The organism is Candidatus Zixiibacteriota bacterium (genome assembly GCA_040752815.1).
GTDB lineage: Bacteria > Zixibacteria > MSB-5A5 > GN15 > FEB-12 > JAGGTI01.
The window spans coordinates 1-22,695 of the sequence record JBFMGC010000048.1 but is presented as its reverse complement, the minus strand read 5'-3'; the positions used below and the strand labels follow the sequence as shown (position 1 = coordinate 22,695).

The 22,695-nt window shown below is 58.5% G+C and carries 10 protein-coding genes; 7 read left to right on the top strand and 3 right to left on the bottom strand.

What is annotated here, in order from left to right; genetic code table 11:
* A partial coding sequence (locus AB1772_10865) for a hypothetical protein (protein ID MEW5796845.1) occupies window positions 1-3,439 on the bottom strand: 3,439 nt, incomplete at its 3' end.
* A 775-nt stretch (window positions 3,440-4,214) separates the two neighbouring features.
* Between AB1772_10865 and AB1772_10860 the strand changes: the two genes are divergently transcribed.
* The 7 genes from AB1772_10860 (at window position 4,215) to AB1772_10830 (ending at window position 21,187) form a co-directional block, all read left to right on the top strand.
* Entirely contained in the window at window positions 4,215-6,062 is a 1,848-nt protein-coding gene (locus AB1772_10860) for a PKD domain-containing protein (GenBank protein ID MEW5796844.1), read from the top strand.
* A gap of 243 nt (window positions 6,063-6,305) precedes the next feature.
* Complete coding sequence (locus tag AB1772_10855; GenBank protein MEW5796843.1) at window positions 6,306-8,768, top strand: S8 family serine peptidase; 2,463 nt, start codon at window positions 6,306-6,308, stop codon at window positions 8,766-8,768.
* A gap of 241 nt (window positions 8,769-9,009) precedes the next feature.
* On the top strand, window positions 9,010-12,705 hold the full coding sequence (locus AB1772_10850) for a S8 family serine peptidase (GenBank protein ID MEW5796842.1): 3,696 nt from the start codon (window positions 9,010-9,012) through the stop codon (window positions 12,703-12,705).
* A complete protein-coding gene (locus AB1772_10845) occupies window positions 12,702-14,894 on the top strand; it encodes a T9SS type A sorting domain-containing protein (GenBank protein ID MEW5796841.1) in 2,193 nt (730 codons plus the stop codon). Before AB1772_10850 ends, AB1772_10845 begins: the two co-directional genes overlap by 4 nt.
* A gap of 39 nt (window positions 14,895-14,933) precedes the next feature.
* The gene (locus AB1772_10840) at window positions 14,934-17,549 is read left to right on the top strand and encodes a FlgD immunoglobulin-like domain containing protein (GenBank protein ID MEW5796840.1); all 2,616 of its coding nucleotides are present in this window, start codon (window positions 14,934-14,936) and stop codon (window positions 17,547-17,549) included.
* 71 nt (window positions 17,550-17,620) lie between these two features.
* The gene (locus AB1772_10835; GenBank protein MEW5796839.1) at window positions 17,621-18,277 is read left to right on the top strand and encodes a protein-L-isoaspartate(D-aspartate) O-methyltransferase; all 657 of its coding nucleotides are present in this window, start codon (window positions 17,621-17,623) and stop codon (window positions 18,275-18,277) included.
* A 243-nt stretch (window positions 18,278-18,520) separates the two neighbouring features.
* Window positions 18,521-21,187 (top strand): zinc-dependent metalloprotease, encoded by a 2,667-nt coding sequence (locus AB1772_10830; GenBank protein ID MEW5796838.1) that lies wholly within the window; start codon window positions 18,521-18,523, stop codon window positions 21,185-21,187.
* Window positions 21,188-21,398: 211 nt separating this feature from the next.
* On the opposite strand, the gene AB1772_10825 is transcribed toward AB1772_10830, so the two are convergent.
* Both AB1772_10825 and AB1772_10820 read right to left on the bottom strand, forming a co-directional pair.
* Window positions 21,399-22,325 carry an LOG family protein gene (locus tag AB1772_10825; GenBank protein MEW5796837.1) on the bottom strand — a complete coding sequence of 309 codons (927 nt, stop codon included), beginning with the start codon at window positions 22,323-22,325 and terminating at the stop codon, window positions 21,399-21,401.
* A gap of 15 nt (window positions 22,326-22,340) precedes the next feature.
* On the bottom strand, window positions 22,341-22,695 hold a 355-nt coding region (locus tag AB1772_10820; protein MEW5796836.1), incomplete at its 5' end, for an MBL fold metallo-hydrolase RNA specificity domain-containing protein.

The window sequence follows — 22,695 nt, the reverse complement described above, 5'->3', positions numbered from 1 at the left end:
CGCCGCAGCCGCGGACGACCTGCATGTACCAGTTCTTGGCATAAGCAACCTGGGTCTCCAGATCCTCTAGCGTGCCATTGCGAACGGTCGAAAGCACCGTCCAGTAGTACAGCGTGTCATCAGCAGCCAGGTCGTAGTCGTGGACGTACGTGGTGAAGATAGCAAGGTCCGTATCCATCAAATCGGATGCGCTGACGCCGGCCTGCGACACCTCCTGCCACCAGACCAGCGGGTTGGGCTGATCCGGAATCAAGTCGGTACCGTCGCGGTAGTGCGTAGTGTCTTCCAGGATCAACTGATATGCGGACCTGGAACCGTGAAAGGTCGTGCCGTTCACACATGGGTTCCCCGCGAGCTCATCGCCGGTATAACCACCGCCGAAAGCCTCCGTTCCGAACCGCGTGGTGTTAGGTTGGCAACCATTCCAACCGGCTGTGTCCGTACCCTGCAAGTAAACGAAATTACCCGCGACCGAAACAAACGAGTTGTTGTTCGGCGGATCCGAAGCCGGAACGTCAAAGTCGCAGGCATTTCCGAAGGTGAGGTGACTGTGGGCCTGGCCATTGGCCGAGTACGCCTTTGTGGACACGACAATGAAGTTAAGCGTGGCCGACTGCGGGTTGCTCGAACGAGGCCCGTAAACGGTACGCTCCATCGCGACAGTCGTATCCCTGTTAACAAACTGGCCGGTGTAAACCGAGTCATAAGCCTGATTTGCTGTGAGACCACCCCTGATCGAACCCTTGGCGGGAGTGGGATCAAAACCGGTCTCGTCGGCCTGGTTGGCATCGGTGTGCACCTGGGTCAGTTCCGCGCCGGAGCCGTCAGAGGCCGCAGCCAGAATCGTGTAGGCCGTCCCGGCAAACAGGTAGTACCCGTCACGCACGCGCGTGCCGCATTCAAGCCCGGATTCTTCATAATCGAGGTTGATGCCGCCGACGCTGCCGGCGCCCCAGCCCAGATCGCCGTTGTTGCCGACGCCCAGGGCGACACAGGCGCCTTCCGGCTCGAAGAACTCGTCAAACATATACTCGTGCGTGGTAACCGTGTCCCAGGCCACCGATTCGACATTGGCGGCCGCCAGCACATGCAGTTTGATCGAGATCGAGTCAAAGTTAGCCGCATCCGACAGGAGCCAGATCTCGCCATCCAGCCATTGCGTTCCGACCAGCGATGTGGCGTCAAGGGTCGCCGTAAACGTGCGTGTGTTGACTACACCCGCGGTCACCGTGAACGGACTACCGGGGCTTGGGTTCTCCGATACCGACAGCCACCCGCCGCCGTTGTCATCGAAACCTATCTCGGTGACGTTGAGAGTGACGTTCCCTTCGTTAACAACCGTGATGGTCTTTTCCTCGGATGCTCCGAGCATAACCCACTCCGGCCACTCGATTGTCTCTGGGATGGCATCAATGCGGGAGGCCTGAATAGGCTCTACACATGCCAGTCTCACCCATTTCTGGGAGTTCTTGGTCGGGGTGGTGTTACCACGTAGATCCGGACGCCAGAAGCTGCCCGGGTACTGGTCATCGTGGTAAATCATGTTCAGGTAGAAGTCCCCACTGTAAGTCTGCCCTGGGGACAGATCCACCACGTTGGAGGGCCAGGTCAAATCCGGCGCCAGCGCGGTCTCGTCCAGGCCGTAGACTTCCACCGACGGTTTATATTCGCTGCCGCAGGGACCGTCCGCTTCGGGGTCACCAGGAAGGCCGCAAGCGGGCGTATAAGTTGCGGTAATGTTGCGCGGGGCATCCCACAGGGACGGCGTCGCCACCTGGGCCACCGACATGAGAATCTCGAAGTTGGCTGCCGACAGACGCGGAGCGTCGTAGGCGCAGTCATCCAGAACACCGGGAGCCGGCTGCGTGGGAGCGTCGCGCCACGGGAAGCGGTTGGCCCGTTCGTGAATCTGGTTCCAAACACAATACAGTTTGTCATCGCACTCAGACAAGTTCATGAAGGCGAGATATCCGGCATTGACACCGCCGAAACCGCAGTGCAGCGTGTTCATTGAACCGGTCAACATGTCGTCGTTCATGAAGTTGCCGTTGGCGATCTTGACAATCGCTGTCGGCTCGTGCGACGCCCAGTGATAGATGTTCTCGTCGAAATCCTGCCAGTTAAAGCCGTCGAAATACGGATCCGCCGAGGTCGGCTTGGCTGCCCAGATCACGTGCAGATTACCGTCAAGATCGAACATGCTGTAGGATTCGATCCAGCAGGTAAAGTGCTTGGGGTCGCCCGCAATGGCATTAGTGTAATTGGTGATGCTGCGCGAGGCCGCCCAGGTAAGGCCACCGTCGAACGACTCGCGAATCCAGCAGTCTAAATCGGCCTCGTGGTTGAGCAATCCGCCGTAGTAGCTCGGATTGGTGTACGAGACCGCCAGCTTATCGTGGTGCGGGAACGGACCTGTCGCCAGGCAATAGCCGTGGTACCAGGTGGTGTCGATCCGCTGACCGGAACTCCACGAACCGGCGCTTGACGTGGAACCCACCTTGCGGTAGTACGAAACACACTTATAATCTAAAACGGAGCTAAGATGGTCATTGTCGGGCAGCGACTGGTACCCGTCTTCAACCAGCAGAACGTGAACGATGTCGTTCGTGCCGTCCCAGGTGGTGGCCACCTGTGGATCCCAACCATAGTTTGCACCCGTCCCGGGCTGCTCGAGCGCATTGGGGCGGTAAAGCGTGGAATCGATGTAGGTTGTGTTCAGGTTGGAACGCGGGTCAAACGTGCAATTATGCCGCGCGCCCTGGTAGAAGATCATGTTCTGGTGGATGCGTCCGGTATCCGGGAAGGAACGGAAGAAGCGCGAGCGGGCGGCCATGATCGCAAGCCCGGAATTGGTGAGCGCCAGGTTTACATCGCTGCCTGTTCCCAGAGTATCGGTAGCCTGGAGATCGCAGCCGATCTCCTGGTCGCGCGGCCAGTTACCGGTGGGCACCGAGGCGTCGTACACATTGTAACCGGAGTACTTCGCCTGCTGGAACTTCACCGAGTCCTGGCTGCCGTAAGATGTATCCGCTTCGTCGTAGACAAAGTGGACGTCGACCTCCATTGTCTCGCCGAATTCACCGTTCCAATAATGTGACACGTAGCGGCCGTGCTTGCGGCCCCACTGCCAGTCATCGTAGGTCAGGTCCACGCTAACGCCCGGGCCGATGCCGGCGGCGGTGCTGAGGGCGGCACCCAGCGGGCGCCGCGCCGCGGCGCCGACTTCAAAACGCAGCTCCGCGCCGGACCCAAGGATATCCTTGTCCGAGGCCCTTACTTCCGGAGTGAATGGACCAAACACGTTGAACCGGCTAATCTGGTCGGCCCGGTCCGCGTCGAGCTTGTCCGCCTTCGTCCCCTGTGCACCCATGACCGGGAGCGTCAGTGACAGCGCCGACAACGCGAGCACCGCAACCACCCAAAAGTTTCTCTTTGCCATTTACTGTTTCCTTTCGATCAGTTTTTGATTCTCATCATACTGCGATCCGTACAATCGGCGGCGTCCAGGTCTACATTACCTCGGACGCATTTCTGCTATCGGTCACTTTTTACTGCGAGATTACCTCCTTTCCATCGTCTAAGTCAAAAATCACGGTTCTCAAGTACATGACAATCGGTCGTACGCGGCCGCGCCTCGGGCACGGCCACCTTGCGTGGTCAACTCAGCTTTGGATTTTCCGCAAATACGCACGGCTGCCGTCAGCCACACTTGGCTGCCAGCCAGGTCCTGCAGTACGTACGCTTGCCGCCGCCAACCGTCCGAATTGGCCCCGGCTGAACACCAAATCGCTCTGGATGGGGCCGGATCGATTGTCGGCTCGAGTATGACGGTAGAGGTTAGGACGGGTAGTGTAGGTCTTAGTGCCCGTCACTAGCTCCTATCCACGCTGCCTGCTCGCGATGAACGCGCATACCCGTTCCTTATCTTTATAATAATAGTCCCGCCGTTGGTGTCTGTCAAGCTTTTTCCGAGGTAGCTGTATGGGGGACGGTCGGTTAGTTGGTCCAGCTTTGCGACGCAGCCACCGCCATTTCAGCACCGTCATAGCGAACGAACGGGAAGCCGGTACTGCGTCGGGAGCTCTCAGGTGCGCGAGTCCATTTTATCCCTTGTCAGAACCTAAAACATCGGTATATTGTCGAAGACCATACCCTTGAGCGTACTGCCCCGACACCGTTCCGCCCCGAGGGCTGAAAGGACTCTTGAACATAGCATGATTCGACGCAAAATACCCCTGACTATCCTGGCAGCATTGACGGGCGCTCTCTTCTTCACAGTCTCAGTTTCAGCACAATTACCGGGAGGGGCGGCAACCGCCTCAGCGGACTGGTGCGGCACACAAAAAGTCTTTGAGGAAAAGTACAAAGCCCGCTTCGGAGCGGCGGCGTCGCCCGAGGCATGTGACCAGTACGGCCTCTGTGATGACCCGACTGAGCGGGACGGCTGGATACCCACGGGAGGGCCGACACAATACGTGCGGATGATCGTTCACGTGGTGGCTCTCGACGACGGCTCCAATCCGTTCTCAACACCGGAGCACGTGGCGGGCCAGGTGGCCGAGCTCAATAACAACTTCGCGCCGGCCGGAATACAGTTTATCTATCAATTGAACCAGATCAATTCCACGGCCTGGCGGAGCCTCTCCGAGGCTGAGATCGACGGTATGAAATCAGCCACGGCCATACAACCGGACAAGTACCTGAATGTCTGGGTGACTGTGGTGGAGTTCAGCTATTCGTTCGGTACTTTTCCGTGGTCCTTTGATGCCCTCCAGGCAACCGGCGGCATCGTGATGGGCCACTTCCACTGGATCGACCTGCCCAACCGGGTCTTTGCTCACGAGGTGGGGCACACGCTGGGGCTGTGGCACACTTTTCACGGCGTGGACGAGGTCACGTTTTGCGGGCCGTGCTACGAGCCACCGGAATCGGCCAGTTCTTTGATCGGCGACCTGTGTGGAGACTCTCCCCCGACTCCAACCAACCAGGGGCCGTGTGTAAACTTCGCCGGGAACGACGCCTGCTCGGGCCTGCCGTGGGGCTATACCATGCCGGAGAACTACATGGGGTATGCCTCCCAAACCTGTTTGACCGCTTTTACTCCGCACCAGCAGGGGCGGCTTCGCTGTTGGAGCAACACCGCCCTGGATAGCTGGGTGATACCGTTTCAGATCGCTCCCTCGGTAGCCTTGGGAGCGACGCCGCTCACGGTGGATTTTGTGGCTACTACTCACAAGGATCCAATTGCCTGGTCTTGGGACTTCGGCGACGGCGGCGGCGCATCGGTGCAATCTCCCTCCCACACGTATTCTAATCCCGGCCTGCATTCGGTAACAGTCGATATGCAGACCAGCTCGTCCAGTTACGAGCTGGTATTCCCTGACCTGATTGGAATTCAGGCTGACACTCTGGACATACTCACGGGACGAGTCGAAAACAACCGCGCCTCGGTTCAAGTCTCGGTGCGCAACTACCTGCCGCTCCGGCAGATTCGACTGCCATTCACCTACACCGGGCCGGTGGAATTGAGATTTGACTCGGCATCGACCGCCGGTCTGCGAAGCAGTCACATGACCGACCGGGTTTCCAGCCTCGTGGAGAGCCAGGACAAAGCCACGATAGTGATCGACGCCGGAACCGGTGCACCACTCGATCCGGGAGTAGGGCCCGTTGTGGAGATTTTCTTTACCGTCGAGAGTGGAAGCGGTTCCGGGTCAGTACCGATCGAGGTGACATCGTACTCGGGATACCAGCTTACGTTCACATGCAGTGTCGGCGACTACGTCCCGGTTTCCTTCGACGGGTATATTACATCCAACTGCTGCGAAGGAATCGTGGGGGACGCCAACGGCGACGGTCAATATGAGCCGACAATCGGCGATGTTACCATGCTGATTACCCATCTCTTTGTCAGCGGTATTCCCCTTGATTGTTATCTGGAGGCCGATGTCAACCAATCCGGTGGCCTGGAAGCAAGCAGTCTGGACCTGACTATCGGTGATATCACCGAGTTGATTGACTATCTGTTCATAACTAATGACCCTGTGTCTGAATGCTTGTAGGGCCTGACCCGTCAGGCAACCTCTCCCCCTTGTCCTGTGAAAGAACCTGTGCGTGCCTTGACACGGGCACACTTTTCGCTTGGCTTCCGTTCAAACGTCAACCCGAAGATGCAAATAGGCTTGCGAAATTGACGAAAACGGATATATTAACACTCGGAACATTGATAGCGGCATTGCCCTCACCCTTTCCGCAATCGATATCCTGCAGGTTGTACCGCGTATTTGCAAAAAGGGATTGTGATTATGAAGTGGTTGTCAGTCGGTCTGTTGGGCGTAGTTGGTTTGTCGGGACTGTCGATACCGTGCCGGGCTGTAGCCGGCCAGGTGTCGGGCAGCGAGAGCCTGCCGTTGTACTACATGTATGAGGGCGCACCGATCGAGCTCACTGTCGATCCGAACCGGGTTGCCATTCAATTCAGTCCGAATTACAAAGCAAGATCACAATCGGCTGCACTTTCCGCGGCCGGGCTGGACCTGGCCGAGACGATCGAAACCGGGGTTTCCGGGAGAGTCCTGGTGGGATCAGCCGACGTGATGGTGGATGCAGTTGAAGTAAACCGGCGTTTGGAGTTGGCCCTGCAGGACCCGACTGTCGAGTTTGTGTCGCCGGTGTTTACTCAGGCCAATGGCGGCTGGATGCTGGTCACGCCTGAGATTCTCGTTCGAGTGAAGTCCGAATACCGCAAAGATGGTGTCGCGATTCTCGGCGCGGCGGCGGGATCGGCTGAGATCGTCGAGGAGAACTTCGGTGAAATAACCGGAGCGTATAAGTTGCGCAGCCAATCGAAGAACGGGTTTGAGGTTTTGGCGCTGGCTAACTCGTTGGCGGTCGACCCCAGAATCGAATGGGCTGAGCCGGACATGATGGCGACCGTCCAAAAGCACCTCACACCCAACGATCCAGGCTGGCCCAACCTGTGGGGTCTCAATAACACCGGCCAGTCGGGCGGCACGGTGGATATGGACATGGACTGTGATCTCGCCTGGGACGTTACCACCGGCAGCCCGTCAATCATGGTGCTCGTTCTTGACGATGGTGCTGAGTTGTCACACCCCGACCTGAACGTCGGCGGTGGCGCCGACTTCACCGGTTCGGGTACTTCAGGCGGGCCGGGCAATAGCTGTGACAACCACGGCACAGCCGTCAGCGGATGTGTGGCCGCGATCATAAATAACAGCCTGGGCACCATCGGCGCCGCGCCGGGGTGCAGAGTGCTCACAGCCAAGTTTACGATCTCGAACGTGCCGTGCGATGGCTCCGGCACGTTTCAGTACAGTTGGCTTGTCTCGGCGCTTACCTGGGGGCAATCTCAGGGTGCGCGCGTTTCCAACAATAGCAACGGCTTTGCACCATCGAGCTCGGTATCAACTAAGTACCAGGATACCTACAATGCCGGCATGGTTCACTTTGCTGCGGCCGGCAACGAGGGCACAGGCACGATCGGATACCCGGGTTCACTCACTGTGGTCAATGCTATTTCGGCAATCAATCGCACCGGCAACAAAGCATCATTCAGTAATTATGGCACTGAGGTTAGTCTCGCGGCGCCGGGCCAGACTATTTACACGACCGACCGCACCGGCGTGGCCGGATACTTTTCCGGTGACTACGGGTATGTCGATGGTACATCCTTCTCGGCCCCGTACGCGGCTGGTGTGGCCGCCCTGCTTCTCTCGGTGGACCCCCTGCTAACGGCTCCGGAGGTTGAGACGCAGTTGCACAACACCGCGACCGATCTCGGCACCCCCGGGTTCGACAACATCTACGGCTACGGGCTGGTCAACGCCTACTCTGCGGTTGCTTACGCCCAGCTCGACATCATTGCCGATATAGATCTTGGGCCCGCTCCAATGACCGTGAATTTCACCGGTACATCGGCCCGGCCAGTTACCGCCTGGGACTGGGACTTCGGCGACGGCGGCACGTCGACCGAACAGAATCCAACCCACGAGTATCTGGATCCCGGGTTTTACACCGTTGCAACTACCATCGAGACATCGGGCCAGTTCTACACCAAGACTGTCGACGGCATGATCTCGGTGTACGCCGATACAATTGTGATCGGCGACGGTCAATTTGACGGCGCCAACGGCTACGTTGAGATCTCCGCGCGGAACTACCTTCCGTTGAGTCAGATCGAAATTCCGTTTACGTATTCGGGACCCTTGAACATCATCTTTGATTCGATCAGCATTACCGGATACCGCACCTCGTTCCTGACCAAATCGGTCGCGAGTATTTCTCCCTCTACCAAGACGGCGACCGTGCTGATTCGGGCGCAGACCGAGCCTTACTTGCCGCCGGGCGAAGGCCCGATCGCCGCACTCTGGTTCCATCGCTCGGGAAGTGCGGCCGGCACGACTCCGATCTCATTTACCAGCTATCTATCGTACGCCCTTGGATTCACCACCTACGCCGGGGAATACGTACCGGTATCATACAACGGTTCAATCACTGCCACCTGCTGCCAGGGTATCGTGGGAGATGCCAACGGTGACCTGGCCTACGAGCCGACTATCGGTGATATCACCATGCTGATCTCGCACCTGTTCATCACCGGGGTACCCCTGGACTGCTATCTCGAAGCGGACGCCAATCAGTCCGGTGGTTTGACCGCAACATCCGAAGATATCACTATCGGTGACGTCACTGTTCTGGTGGATTATCTCTTCGTGACCGGGACAGCGATACCGGAGTGCCTGTAGCAGTAGTAGCCGCCCGCACAGTGAAGATTTAACTGCGAATGCCGACCCGACAGGGTCGGCATTTTTCTTGCTAAGACAAAGGATCACATTATATTACACTTGAGCGTGGGGTTGTTCAGTGCGGTATGGCGCGGCAGCGAGACACCTCCAAATAGTCAGTCGCCCCCGTCCCCATTGAACGTTGTGCGGTTGGTCACCGTTAGTAGTCGTAGCGGGCGTTATCGGTAGTGGTGTCTTTGAAATGAAGTCCTTTCGAACTCTCGATTCGTGGTTCATGGCCGTCGCGATCGGGTTCTGCTTCATTCCGATTGCGTCTGCCGACACAGATCTCGTCTCCGCGCCGATCCCCGGAAGATTCGTCGTCAAGCTCGCCCCGAAGGTTCCGGCGGCCGCTGTCAATTCCGCTCTTGCCCCCGGCCAGTCACTGCAGAGACTGGTACCGGTGACACCTGTTGCCGGCAAAGCGGGGCGAGAGCAGTGGGATCGTGTATTCGTATTGAGCGCGGATCCTACAACCACGGCAGATCAGATCAAATTGCAGCTCGGCGGCGCAAACGTAGAGTATGTCGAGCCCGAGTACCGCCTCGAGTTCTTTGACTTTCCAGCCGATCCGCTCTTTGACTACCAGTGGTACCTCAACAACACCGGGCAGTATTATTGGGCGGTGCAGCGCATCGATGGTGACTTCAATGATACACTCGCCCTAATCCGGGGAATCGCGGGGAACGATCTCGGCCTGGACGACTATTATCAATCGCCTCCACCGGTTGCGACCAGGGTAGTCGTTGCGGTAGTTGACACCGGTGTCGATCCGGATCATCCCGAACTGCAAGGCCGGTTCTGGCGGAATGCGGATGAAATCGCCGACAACGGAATCGACGATGACCACAACGGCTATATTGATGACACGCTCGGTTACGATGTGTCCGGCGATACTGTCTCGGTACTGCACGTGGTCGGGGACAACGATCCCTCGGATGATTTCGGCCACGGCACGCATATCGCGGGCATCATTGCCGCTGCCCACAACCAATCAGGTGTAGCCGGGATCGCCGAGGCGGCGGAGATCATGGCTGTCAAAATACGCCCCAACGGCACGACCATAGTGGGTTCGATGGGGATCGTTTATGCGGTAAACTCCGGGGCGGACATCATCAACATCAGTTGGGGAACGCCGTTCGAGAGCCTGTTGCTCAAGGATGCCGTCACGTACGCCCGCGACAACGGTGTACTCGTGTGCGTTGCGGCGGGGAACTCCGGTCGCCTGAGTTACTACTATCCGGCGTCTCTTGACGAAGTGTTTACGGTTGCGGCGGGAGGATCCGACGGGCTGCTGACCTCTTTCAGCACTTACGGTCCGTTCCTGGATTTGTGTGCCCCCGGCCAAAATATCCTCTCGCTGCGCGCCACCGGCACCGATATGTACGGCAGCGTAAATGAGCCAGGGGTGCACATAATTGGTGCGGACTCGCTCTACTATCTTGCCGACGGCACCTCTATGGCAGCACCGATGATAGCCGGCGCGGCGGCGCTGATCTGGTCGGTTCGCCCTCAGCTAACTCTGGATCAACTCGTGTCCGATCTGAAAAGCGGCGCGCGCGATATGCTCGATCCCCTCGGTCTGGGCGATTCCCTGCCGGGGTTCGACTCGCTGAGCGGGTACGGGTATATTGACGTCGACAGGACGCTCCAGTTGTCTGCGCCTCCCGGGATGTTTTTCGTCAGCCCGGAGCCGCGGAGTCGGCACACCGGGCAGATGATAGTGCTGGCCGCCCCAATTGGCGGATACGGCGGCGCCTGGACGTTAGCCTGCGCGCTCGATTCCGATCCGGACAACTGGCGCTCTCTCGCCGCAGGTGACGCGCCACCGGCGGACTCGCTGCTCTATGTTCTAAGCGATCCTCTATTCACGGGCCCGCTGACGTTCAGGCTAACGGACAGTTACGGTACCTCGCGCTACCTGCAGGCAAGGCTGGTCGCGGACACGCGGGCGCAACTGAGTTCGCCCACAGCCGGTGCGGAGTACGATTATAACGTGCCGATTGCGGGAAGTGTCTACGGCCCGGAATACCAGTCACTTTCACTCTACTATCGCCGCAATGGAGGACCGCGGACTTTCCTCTTCGAATCCGGAGGCGAGTATTTTGACTCACTTATCTTCAGCTGGAACGCCTCGGGAATAGAGCTGGGCCAGTACACGGTCTATTTGGAAGCTGATTTCGGGACTCAGCCGCTTCGCGACAGTGTCACGTTTCAGTTAAAATCAGCGTTTGCCGAAGGCTGGCCCCAGGAGCTGGCCGGTCGCGGCGGGCTGAGTGCGACTGTGGCCGACCTCGATCATGACGGCACCGGCGAGGTAATTGTCGGGACCACCTACGGACTAAACGTGTTTCACTCCGATGGGCGGCTGGTCGACGGATTTCCGGCCCTGTACGGTTCTTTCGCGCGCTGTCTGCCGGCGGTTTACGATGTTGACCGCGACGGATTCGATGAGATCATTTGTTCATCGGACAGCGGGCTGTACGTGTTCAAGCACGACGGCACACTCGCGCCCGGGTGGCCGGTCCGGTATCAGTTCGGGTATTGGGGCTATGGCGCGCCGAATCCGTCGGTGACCCGGCTGGACATTCAGGAGGACTCTGCAATCGTGCTGCTTGATTGGCTCGGCAACATGCGGGCCTACGACTTCAATGGAAATTCCTACTTTTACTCCCTGGAGGGCTGGTTTGGATCGTTCAACCAGCAGCCCTCTTTATCCAGCTACTTTAACGGCAATTGTCTCAGCGGAGCTGATCTCGATGGCGATGGCTACAATGAAATAGTAGTCTCCTATTTTGCGATTGCCGGGTACAGCGGCGTGGGCCTGTTCGATGGCCGCACCGGCCAACCGGCGTTCGGACGCCCGCTGCCCTATATCATTGAAGCACCAGGGGTATTCGGGACACTCCTGGCCGATCTCAACGGAGATGGTCTGCTGGACGTAGTGAGTTCTGTTTATAATTCCACCGGTGTGCCGACTATCTGGGCCAAAACGCTCGGTACACAGACCCTTCCGGGCTGGCCGCGAGCACTTCCGGAAATCGAGGACTGGCTCGGTCTCTACCCGACCGCCGCCGATCTCGATCTTGACGGCGTCCCCGAAATCCTGGCGACCTACTATGAGTTTGACATAGGCGTCCTGTATATCTTCCGGGCCGACGGCAGCCCGTATGTCACTATCGAGGGGCGACCTGCGGGCGAAGCGTTTCGATATGCGGCCACTTTCGGGGCGCCGATCGCCGCCAACCTCGTTGGGGATAGTCACCCGGAGATCGTCATTCGATCAGGTTACCTCTTCCCCGGCACGGGGCGCGAGAAAGTACATATTCTCGACCACACTGCCACGCCAATACCCGGCTGGCCGGTCGCTACACCCACCGACCCATCGCGGGTATTCTCAACGCCATATGCGCCGATGGTCGATGACATCGACGACGACGGGCTGGTGGAATTAGTTCTCGTCAGCGAGGGATTATCTGTATTTGTCTGGGACTTCGAGGCCTCGGTTGACAACGGCCGAAACCGGGGCCGTTTGCTCATGGATAATGTCAACTCCTCGATCTACGACACCGCCCGTTACAACGGCGGCGGCACACCCACCGACACTCCGAATGATCCGACATTTGAATTGCCACGTCAGTTTGCTCTGCATCAAAACTATCCGAACCCATTTAATCCGTCGACGGCCATTACCTTCGAGTTGCCCGCGCGGGCATTCACACGGCTTGAGGTTTTTAACATTCTGGGCCAGACGGTAGCGGTTTTGGTTGACCAGGAACTGCCCGCGGGAAGCCACACCGTACAGTTCGACGGCAACGGAGTGGCCTCCGGCGCGTACCTGTATCGCCTTCGCGCCGATTCGAACGAGTCAACGCGCAAAATGGTGCTGCTCAAATGAAACTGCTCGTGACAGCCATACTTGCGCTAGTACTCGCCGGTACTGTAGTCTCGTCGGACCTCGCGTTCGGCCCCGATCACTCGTTCCTTTGGAATCAGTTCAATGCGTTTCAGGTGATCGACAGTTTCGCGCTGGTTACGTCGGATTTCGGCCTGGCCTCACTGAAACTGGATGCCTTCAGCGGTACGTTCGACCCAAAGAATCACCTGCTTCTTGGCAATCAGGCGCTTGACGTCAACATATCCGGCGCCCTGGCGACAGTCACCACCTCATCCGGACTGGCTTATTTTGTCGACCTTTCCCAATTGCCGGAGCTGACTTTGATCGGCCAGGCTGACCTTGGAACAACTGTCTTCGACATGGTGCTTGTCAGTTCCGATCTGTATCTCGCTTGCGGTTTCGACGGTCTTCGTCACTACCGACTTGAGGGCGGCAACGATCTCGTGTTCGTGGACTCCAGCCTTGCGCCGGTTCACTGCACCCAGGTTGAAGTGGAAGGTGCAGACCTCATCGTGCTCGATGACTACAACGGCGTTTTGCGCTTCCGACCTTCGCCCACATCGATAGGACCGGTTCAGGACGAAATCCTGGTTCCGCGCAGAGCGATGTCGTTTTCGCTCATGGGAGATATGGTTATATTGCCTCTCGTGGGGAAGGATCTCGTCTATCGCGGCACTTTCGACGGCGGCGGGATGCTGGTGGACTCCACCAGGCTGACCGTTGTTCCTGACCAGGTATTTGCTATAGATACTTTCCTGGTCGCCATCGATCTGGGCGGAAGAGTGATGGAGGTTGCTTCCACCCAAAGCGACTCGCGCGTCCTGGTGGTACTGCCGTTTTCACTGGAACTGACATTGACAGGCGACACGTATTCCGTAGAGGGCGCGCCCCACCTGGCGTTGGTCTCACGAAAGAACTCGCTGCTGAGCTACAACCTGCGAAACATCACAGACGGCAACCAACCGCGCTCAGTCTACGCGCATCCCGGCCAAATCAGGGCGCTCGGCTTTCATCGGGACCGGCTGGCAACTGGGGGCGATCTCAATCCGCTGGAGACTTATGCCATCGACGGCGAGATGTCGCCCGTATTCGACGCCGCACTGCTCTCGCTGACCGGAGCCACGTCGGTGATTGACGCCGGCAGTTTCCTGATTGCGCACTTCGGCTCCATCAGTCAGGTGCAGACGCTAAGCGTCTCAAACAACTCGATAACCAGGATCGCCTATCTGGCGGCGGCTACTCCCCCAGGTGGGATGAAATACTATCCCTATCCGAACTCAGACACTGCGGCCATGCTGCTGATGATCGACCACACCGGTATTGACATTCTTGGCGTCAACTCGCGCGGTCTTATTCGGCGGGCCGGTTTCGCACGCGCGGTCGACAACATACTAAGTGCGGTCGTGATCGACACGACCCTGCTCATAGCCACTGACCAGAAACAGATTCTGTACTTCCACATATTTCCCAGCTTCCGGGTACTCTATAAGGGTTCAGTTTCATCCGTGGGATTGCTTACGCACATGGTCAATACGGGGATGCAAAGAAATCCAACAGGTGGCCTGGAACCGGGTATTATCCTGGGTTTCGACGGCAATCAGATGTACGAAGTATATCTCGGATCCATGGGTGTTCCGAGGGTCTCCCTCCTCGGCACACTGCCCATCGCAGTGACATCGTCGGCAATAGGACCCTTTACACTTTACACGATCGGCCCCATGGGCGTGTGTGTGTTCGATCTGGGGAACTTCTTCCCCCGGCTGCTTCGATACGGCGGTTATGGCGGGAGTCTCGTGGCGTACGGCGATTCTGTCCTGGCGACCTCTGACGGCACAGCGATACATCTGTACTCTAATCGCGACGGCACCATCACTTTCACCCCCGTCGAGGAACCGACAAGCATCGCCGCTCCGACCGGCTACCTCTTGCCTAACTATCCCAATCCGTTCAATCCGCGGACCACCATAGACTTTGACGTTCCCCGGTTTGGACGGGTGGAAATCGACGTGTTCGATATTCTCGGTCGCCAAGTGGCAACGTTGTTTGAGGGCCCGGCCTCCCTCGGTGTGCATTCGGTCACCTGGGACGGGACCGATTCTGAAGGCCGCCGGGTCGCCAGCGGAGTGTATTTTTACAGAATGACAATGGACGATTTCTCAGAGTCGCGCAAGATGATCTTGTTGAAGTAAGCGCGACTTTCAGGGCACCGATCTTGTTCTAAAATGCAAATGCGCCTGGCTTATGTCATAGGCAGCCTGTGGCTGCTCCTGGCCGTTGGTACCGTTTCGGCGTCGACATTCGTAGTCAACACCAGCGCCGACAGTCATGACGCTGTGCCCGGCGACGGGCTCGCCAACAAGAACGCCGATGCCGACTCCGTCGTGTGCTCACTGCGGGCGGCTATCGAGGAGGCGAACGCGCTGGCCGGCCCCGACACTATCCTGGTGCCTTTCGAGATCGGGCCCATAATGCTCTCGCTCGGCACGCTCACGGTGCGGGACAACGGGACGGTAATCTCGGGGGTCGGCGGACGGGCGGTGGTTGACGGTATCAGCAATCCCATAAACCACGCGACCCTTGTCATCGATTCGGATTCGAATAGTGTGACGGGGCTTCATTTGCGGCGCGCGCATGGCGACGCTCTCGTGATCTTCGGAGCCTCCAACGCGATTGGCGGGGAAGCGCCGGACAACGGCCTTATCTTCACGGCCAACGGGCTGGACAATCTCTCGGCCGCCGCGGTGCGGATCTCCGGCACGGCAGCACGATGGAATGTCGTGGCTGGGAACTACATCGGTTTGACGGCCAACGGAGTGACTCCCGACGGCAACCGCCATGGTGTGGTCATAGAGAACGGCGCCGGTGGTAATCTGATCGGCGGATTGACCGACGAAGCTTGCAACGTAATCTCCGGCAATTCGGGTTACGGCGTGGTGCTGACCGGGGGCGTGGCTGAAAACTCGGTTACCGGTAACTGGATCGGTCCTGACAGCACCGGCAACGAGGGGCCGGGCAACGGGCGGGGTGGTATTCTCGTTTCTACCGGCGCACACGATAATCTTCTTGGCGGTGATGATCTCACGCTGGGGAACGTTGTCTCCGGGAATGACGGTCATGGTATCACGCTAACCGGCGACGGCGTTTACACCAACCGGATCGACGGCAACATGGTTGGCACGACGGCCAACGGCGCTGACCCGCTGGGCAACCTCGGCGACGGTATTCTCCTCGCCGATGGCACTCACGACAATCTGATAGGCGGGACACAGGCGGAATCCGGAAATCTGATTTCTGCCAATGGCGGTCATGGTTTGCGAATAACTGGTGTCGGCACTGATCGCACAACTGTAACGGCGAACTGGATCGGACTTGCTCGCAACGGCTTCGCGGGAATGGGCAACGGGTGGAGTATCGAAGGGGACGGCATTCTGATCGATAGTGGCGCAAGCCACAACACCATCGGCGACTCAACACCAACTCTGCGAAATGTCATCGCCGCCAGCCACCGCTTTGGAGTACACCTCCAGGGAAGCGGAACGGCGCACAACGCAGTTATGGGCAACTATATCGGTGTCAACTTCACCGGCACCAGCTCCGTGGGTAATGCCGCCGGTGTGGCAATCAGCGACGGCGCGCAATCCAACATTATCGGTGGAACCAGCCGGGCCTCGGGAAATCTCATCTCCGGCAACCGGGGGGCTGACTTCCCTTATGGCGCGGGTGTGCTCATCTTCGGCGAGGGGACCGACTTCAATCGCGTCTCGGCCAACGTCATTGGACTCGACGTCACCGGTCTGTTGCCGCGCCGCAACGGCTCCAGCGGCATTATCATCGGCAGCGGGGCACAATACAACGTTATCGGCGGCGATAGTAGCGCCGAAGGGAATGTCATTTCCGGCAACGGTGTGGACGAGGCTATCGATGGCCGGGCGGCAGGGGTGCACATCTTCGGCACGTCAACCAGCTACAATCGCACATCCGGTAACCTCATCGGGTACGATCCCAACGCCGCGGTGATTATCGGCAACCGCGGCCACGGCATTGGCCTGTACTCAGGAGCAAATCACAACGTGATTGGCGGGGATGATGTCACGCAGATGAATCAGATTGTCGGAAACGACGGCGCCGGGGTATTCGTGAGCGGTCCCGAAACGAGAAGCAATCTCGTTCGCCGCAACGTCCATTGGGCCAACGACGGCCTCGGGATCGATCTCCGTGATTCAGCCCAGGGCAATATCCAGCCGCCGGAGATTACCCGAGTGGATCAACTTCTCGCCTACGGGCCGAGGTATGTGGCAGGCCGAAACGCTCCGCCGGGTGCGCAGGTCGATATCTATCAGGTTGCTGAACCCGATCCCTCCGGATCCGGCGAGGCCGACCTCTACCTCGCCACAGCTGTCGCCGACAACGCCGGCCGGTTCGAGCTGTACCTTCCCAGTGGTCCTCCCGTGCCGATTATCCTGACCGCGGTGGCTGTCGCCGCCGACAGCAACTCCTCGGAGTTTTCGGTAAACGGCTATTCACTGGACGCAGTAGCAGTCGAAGACCTGCCCGGCCTGCTGCCGCAGGAGTTCTCCCTGTTCCAGAATTTCCCCAACCCCTTCAACGGTAGCACGAGCCTCAGTTTCGTGCTGCCGTCGAGAGCCCATGTAGATTTGTCGGTTTTCAATATCCTCGGACAGAGTGTGCGAACTCTCGTGAACCGGGTTCTTCCGTCCGGTGAACACTCATTTTCCTGGGATGCGCGCGACGAGGGCGGGACCGAGGTCTCAAGCGGAGTGTACCTTTATCGCCTTGAAACCTCCGAGGGTACACTAACTCGCAAGATGGTTTTCATAAAATAGTCCCTGTCTGCCAAGAAAGAATTGGACTTTCCTTGACCCCTCGCGTCAACTATCGTGCCCTGGATATGGACATGAGCGGGCGTCTTACCGATACCCAGTTGATCTCGGCGCGCATGCGCATGGTGGACGAGCAAATCGCCCGCCGGGGCATCTACGACCAGGCGGTACTGGCCGCCATGCGAACGGTGCCGCGGCACGAATTCGTGCGTCCGGAAGACCTCGCCCAGGCCTATGGTGATCACCCGCTTTCGATCGGCCACGACCAGACGATATCTCAGCCGTACGTAGTGGCCTCGATGACCCAGGAACTCGGGGCAAACAAGAACAGCCGCATTCTGGAGATCGGCACCGGCTGCGGATATCAAACCGCGATCCTGGCGGAGGTCGCCGGCTTGGTCTACACGATTGAGTGTATTCCGGAGCTTTTCAGAGCTGCGATGAGTCGGCTGGTGAAGCTTGGCTATAACAATGTCACCGGGACGGTAGGCGACGGCTCCCGCGGCTGGTCGGAGCACGCGCCTTTTGATGGTATCTTGGTGGCCGCAGCTGCTGCGGAGGTACCGGACGCGCTCGTTGACCAGTTGGCAGAGCCCGGGCGGTTGATTATCCCGGTCGGCCGACACTTGCTTGACCAACAACTGGTTCTCGTGAAGAAGTCGGAAGGGCAAGTATCCCAGACCGCTCTGTATGGGGTTCGTTTCGTACCCCTGAGAACTTCGGAGAGCTAAGCCCTGATGAAGGTGAAGGCAATCGGCGGAACCTTCGCCAGCCGCAGCAGGTTAAGGCGGGCATGGTTTGTTTCGCCAGGGCAACTCTGTCCCACGGCCGGGAGCGTGCCTGCCCACACACTGCCGAAGCGGCGCCGGAATCCCGCTATCAAAGCCAAGGCGGAACAAATTGCCGGTTCACACGTCTATGATTCTGATGCCTCGAAAACAAACGACTTATATCTAATCCTATAGGAGTAACCGATGTCCAAGCGATGCTTGATCTTTCTTGTTCTGCTGCTCGGCCTGTTCCTTGTACATTCAGCCGGCGCGCAGATCCACGATCATTCCGCGGCCGCCCATAAACCCGGCCGAACCGACCAGGCCCCGTCGAAAGGCAACAAAGACCTGAAACCGTTCAAGGAGCTTACCAAGAACAAGGTCGTGACCGAGGGCCTTTTTACCTTCTATCGCGACACCACCGACAACAGCCTGCTCATGGCGATCAAGCCGGAGCAGCTCGGCCCGTACTTTCTGTGCAACACTGCCAAGTCCAGCGCAGACGGCTCGGTCGCGGACACCGGCCCGTTGGGACGCTCAATTCCTTTCTTCCTGAAACGGGTAGGGAAGAATATCCAGATGATCGAGAAGAATCTGCTTTTCCGGGCCGACAGCGCCAGCGTGATGAGCGGCACGCTCAAGAAGGGCATATCGGATCACCTGGTCGCCACCCTTCCGATCAAGTCGGAGCCGCATGATTCGAGCAAGGCGGTGCTGGTCGATCCTGACGATCTCTTTATCCGCGATGCCGACAACCTGGGATACTATCTCGGCCAGCAGTTGCGCCTCGGCATCGGATTCGACTCCGAGAACAGCTCCTACGAAACGATCAAGAGCTTCCCTCAAAACTCGGAGCTGGATATCCGGCTTCACTTCAAATCGAACCAGGAACTTCCCGGCATGACGCTACAGAACGGGCAGAGCTTCTTCCACGTCTACCACTATTCGATATCATCTCTTCCGCAGACGGACTATGTCCCGCGTCTGGCCGACGACCGGGTCGGCTATTTCATGACCATGTTCCAGGATTACTCCACGCTCGATCAGGAGACCCCCTACGTGCGGTACATCGAGCGGTGGAGCCTGAAGAAGAAGAATCCGGACGCGCGCATTTCGGAGCCGGTTGAACCGATCGTATTCTGGATCGACAACGCCGTCCCGGTGGAATTCCGTGACGCTATCGCCGAGGGTGTCGAATTTTGGAACAAGTCGTTCGAGAAGATCGGCTTCCGGAACGCGATAATCGCCAAGCAGATGCCGGACACTGTGGACTGGGACCCGCTTGACGCTCGCTACAGTACGATCCGCTGGATGGTCTCCCCCGGCCGTAATTACGCCATCGGCCCAAGCCGCGCGAATCCTTTCACCGGGCAGATCTACGATGCTGATATTAGCATCTCAGTAGATATCGTGAGGACCTGGTTCAATTTGGTCGACAAATTCGTCAAGCCGGTCGGCCCCGACGGCCAGATGCTCGAGATGCCCAATGATCTGCCTGACCTGAATGAGGCCCTGCCCCCGAACCGGCGCCCTCTCTGCACCTACGGCGAGGAGATGTCCCGGGAGGCGGCATTCGGGCTGTCCTATCTCCTGAGCACGTCCGGCAGTTTCGCCAATAAAGATTCGCTCACGCGCATCTACGTTCACAGCGCCCTGACCGAGTGGATCGCTCACGAGGTCGGTCACACACTCGGCTTCATGCATAACTTCAAGGCCTCATCGATTTATTCGCTGGAACAGCTTCGCGACCCGGAGTTCACGCGCCGCAACAGCACCGGCGGTACTATTATGGACTATAACCCGCCGCTGATCTCCCCCAAGGGCACACAACAGGGCGAGTTTTTCGCGTCGACCCCCGGTCCCTACGATGACCTTCTAATCGAATACGGCTACAGCGACTTCGGCAGTGTGACCCGCGACGAGGAGCGCGAGCGGCTGCACGCAATCGCCTCGCGCGCCGCGGCTCCCGAGCTGGCCTTCGCCACCGACTTTGATTTGAATGCTTACGCGGTGGACCCGATGGTCGAGCGCCATGACATGGGCAACGACCCCATTGCCTACTGCGATCACAAGATCAATCTTACGCAGGAATTGTGGCGCAGCGCCATCGAAGAATTCGAGAAGCCAGGCGTCAGCTATGAAAAGCTGCGCATGGTGTTTATGAACGGCTGGCGCTCATATTCCGAGACGGCTCGGAATATTCCGCACTATATCGGCGGGCTGTACCACAGCAAGGCCCATGTCGGCGATCCCGGCAGCAAGATTCCGTTTACACCTGTACCGGCAGCCGAGCAGCGCCGGGCGATTCAGTTCCTGTCCGACAGGATATTCGCACCCGACGCCTTCTCAGTCTCGCCGGAGCTGCTGAACAAACTCCAGTCCAATCGCTTCTATGACTTCAGCGCTGAGGTCTTCTTCTCACCTATCGCCTTCCAGTGGCACGAGTGGGTTCTAAGTGTCCAGGCGGCGACAATCAACAACCTCTATCACCCGCTGACACTCCAGCGCCTTCTGAACGGCGTGGCCCGAGTGCCGGAGAACCAGCCCAGATACACGATGTATGATCTGTTTACCGATGTTCGCCGGGCGATTTGGAGCGAGATTTCCACGCCGAGCAACGTGAACAGTTACCGTCGCCAGTTGCAGTTGAATCACTTGCGGCGGCTTATCGTGATCTACCTGAGCAGCGCATCGGTCTATCCGGCCGATGCTCTCACGCTGGCCGCAAACGACCTGGAAATTCTCGATCGAGCCGCGCTCACGGCGAGCGAATCGAGCACGATCGACGCGATGAGCCGGGCGCACTTCCGGGAGGTTCGTCGCCAGATCGAATCGGCCCGCAGCGCCCGGCGGAATTACGTCGGGTTCTGACGAACCGTAGGTCGAAACCAGTCCCCCGCTGTTGACGGGGGCGGTTTCGACATTGTGTGCCGTCGGGCGACTCTGCCCGACGGGCCTGCGTGTTTGGGTGGGAAGTGTGAAGACGGCAGAACCACAACTCTCGCTCGCTATCGCCCGCTCCGCTCGGGTTCTGCCCTACCCCATGCTATCGCTCGCTCCGCTCGGGTCCCGCCCTACGATTCTACTCGCGTCCCGGTTCCGGCTTACGCTTGTCGTCTCCATGCTTCCATAGCGAGCGCTCCGCGGGGCCGTATTCATCGGCCGCCTCATAGAAGCATTTGATGTAATTCCAAGCGTCGATCGCCTTATCGGCATAGACAAACAGCTCCAAGTCCTCCTGAGCGATTGTTCCCTGGTCGACCAGGAAATCGAAGTCGATTACGCCCCGCCAGTACTTTTCCCCGAACAGCACGATGGGCAGCGGGGCGACCTTCTTCGTCTGCACAAGGGTGAGCCCCTCGAATAGCTCATCCATGGTGCCGTAGCCGCCGGGGAATGCCACCAGCGCTCTGGCTCGCAACATGAAATGCATCTTGCGCAGAGCGAAATAGTGAAACTGAAAGCAAAGATCGGGTGTGATGTAGGGATTCGGCTCCTGCTCAAGCGGGAGCGTGATATTCAAGCCGATGGACTTGGCGCCAATCTCGAACGCTCCCCGGTTGGCCGCCTCCATTACGCCGGGCCCGCCGCCGGTAACAATGACATAGTCACGGCCGTTGCCGCTCTGGCACTCGGCTGAGACCAGGCGGGCGAACTCGCGGGCTTCATCGTAGTAAGCTGACTTGGCCAGGATCGAACGTGCCGCTTTCAACTGGCGGCGCAGCTCCTGGTTCCGAGGACTCAGCCGGACCCGGCTCTCCGCCTCCTGCACGCGCTTGCGGGCCTCCGCCTTTTCGACAATGCGCGTCCCGCCAAACACGACAATAGTCGACCTGACCTGCTGCTGGCGAAGGCCAAACTCGGCCTTGAGTAATTCAAGCTGAAGGCGCGCCGGCCGGGCGTACGGGCTGTCCAGGAAATCCGGGTCTTTGTACGCCAGGCGGTAGGCTTTGGATTTCTTGAGGACGTTTACTGCTTGCTTTTCTTTTCGCGTGGGATTGAAGGACATATCAGGCTTCCGTTACTATGTCAATTCGACCGTTTCGCCAAGGCGTGGTATATGGCACCGCCAGCCGCGATCATCTCTCAGGTGAGCCGCCATGCCCTCGGCCTGATCGGACTCGCCATGCGTCACAAACACCATGCGCGGCGGTGTTTTCACCGGCTCCAGCCAGTGCAAGATTTCATAGAAATCTGCGTGGCCGGATAAACCGTGGAAATGAACCACCCCGGCGTGTACTTTGACAGTTTGTTTATGGATGCTGATCTCGGCAGCGCCCTCGGCCAGTTGCCGTCCCCTGGTGCCGGCCGCCATGAATCCGACCAGGGCGACCGTGGCCGTCGGATCCGGCAGCCGCTGCATCAGGTGGTGCATGATG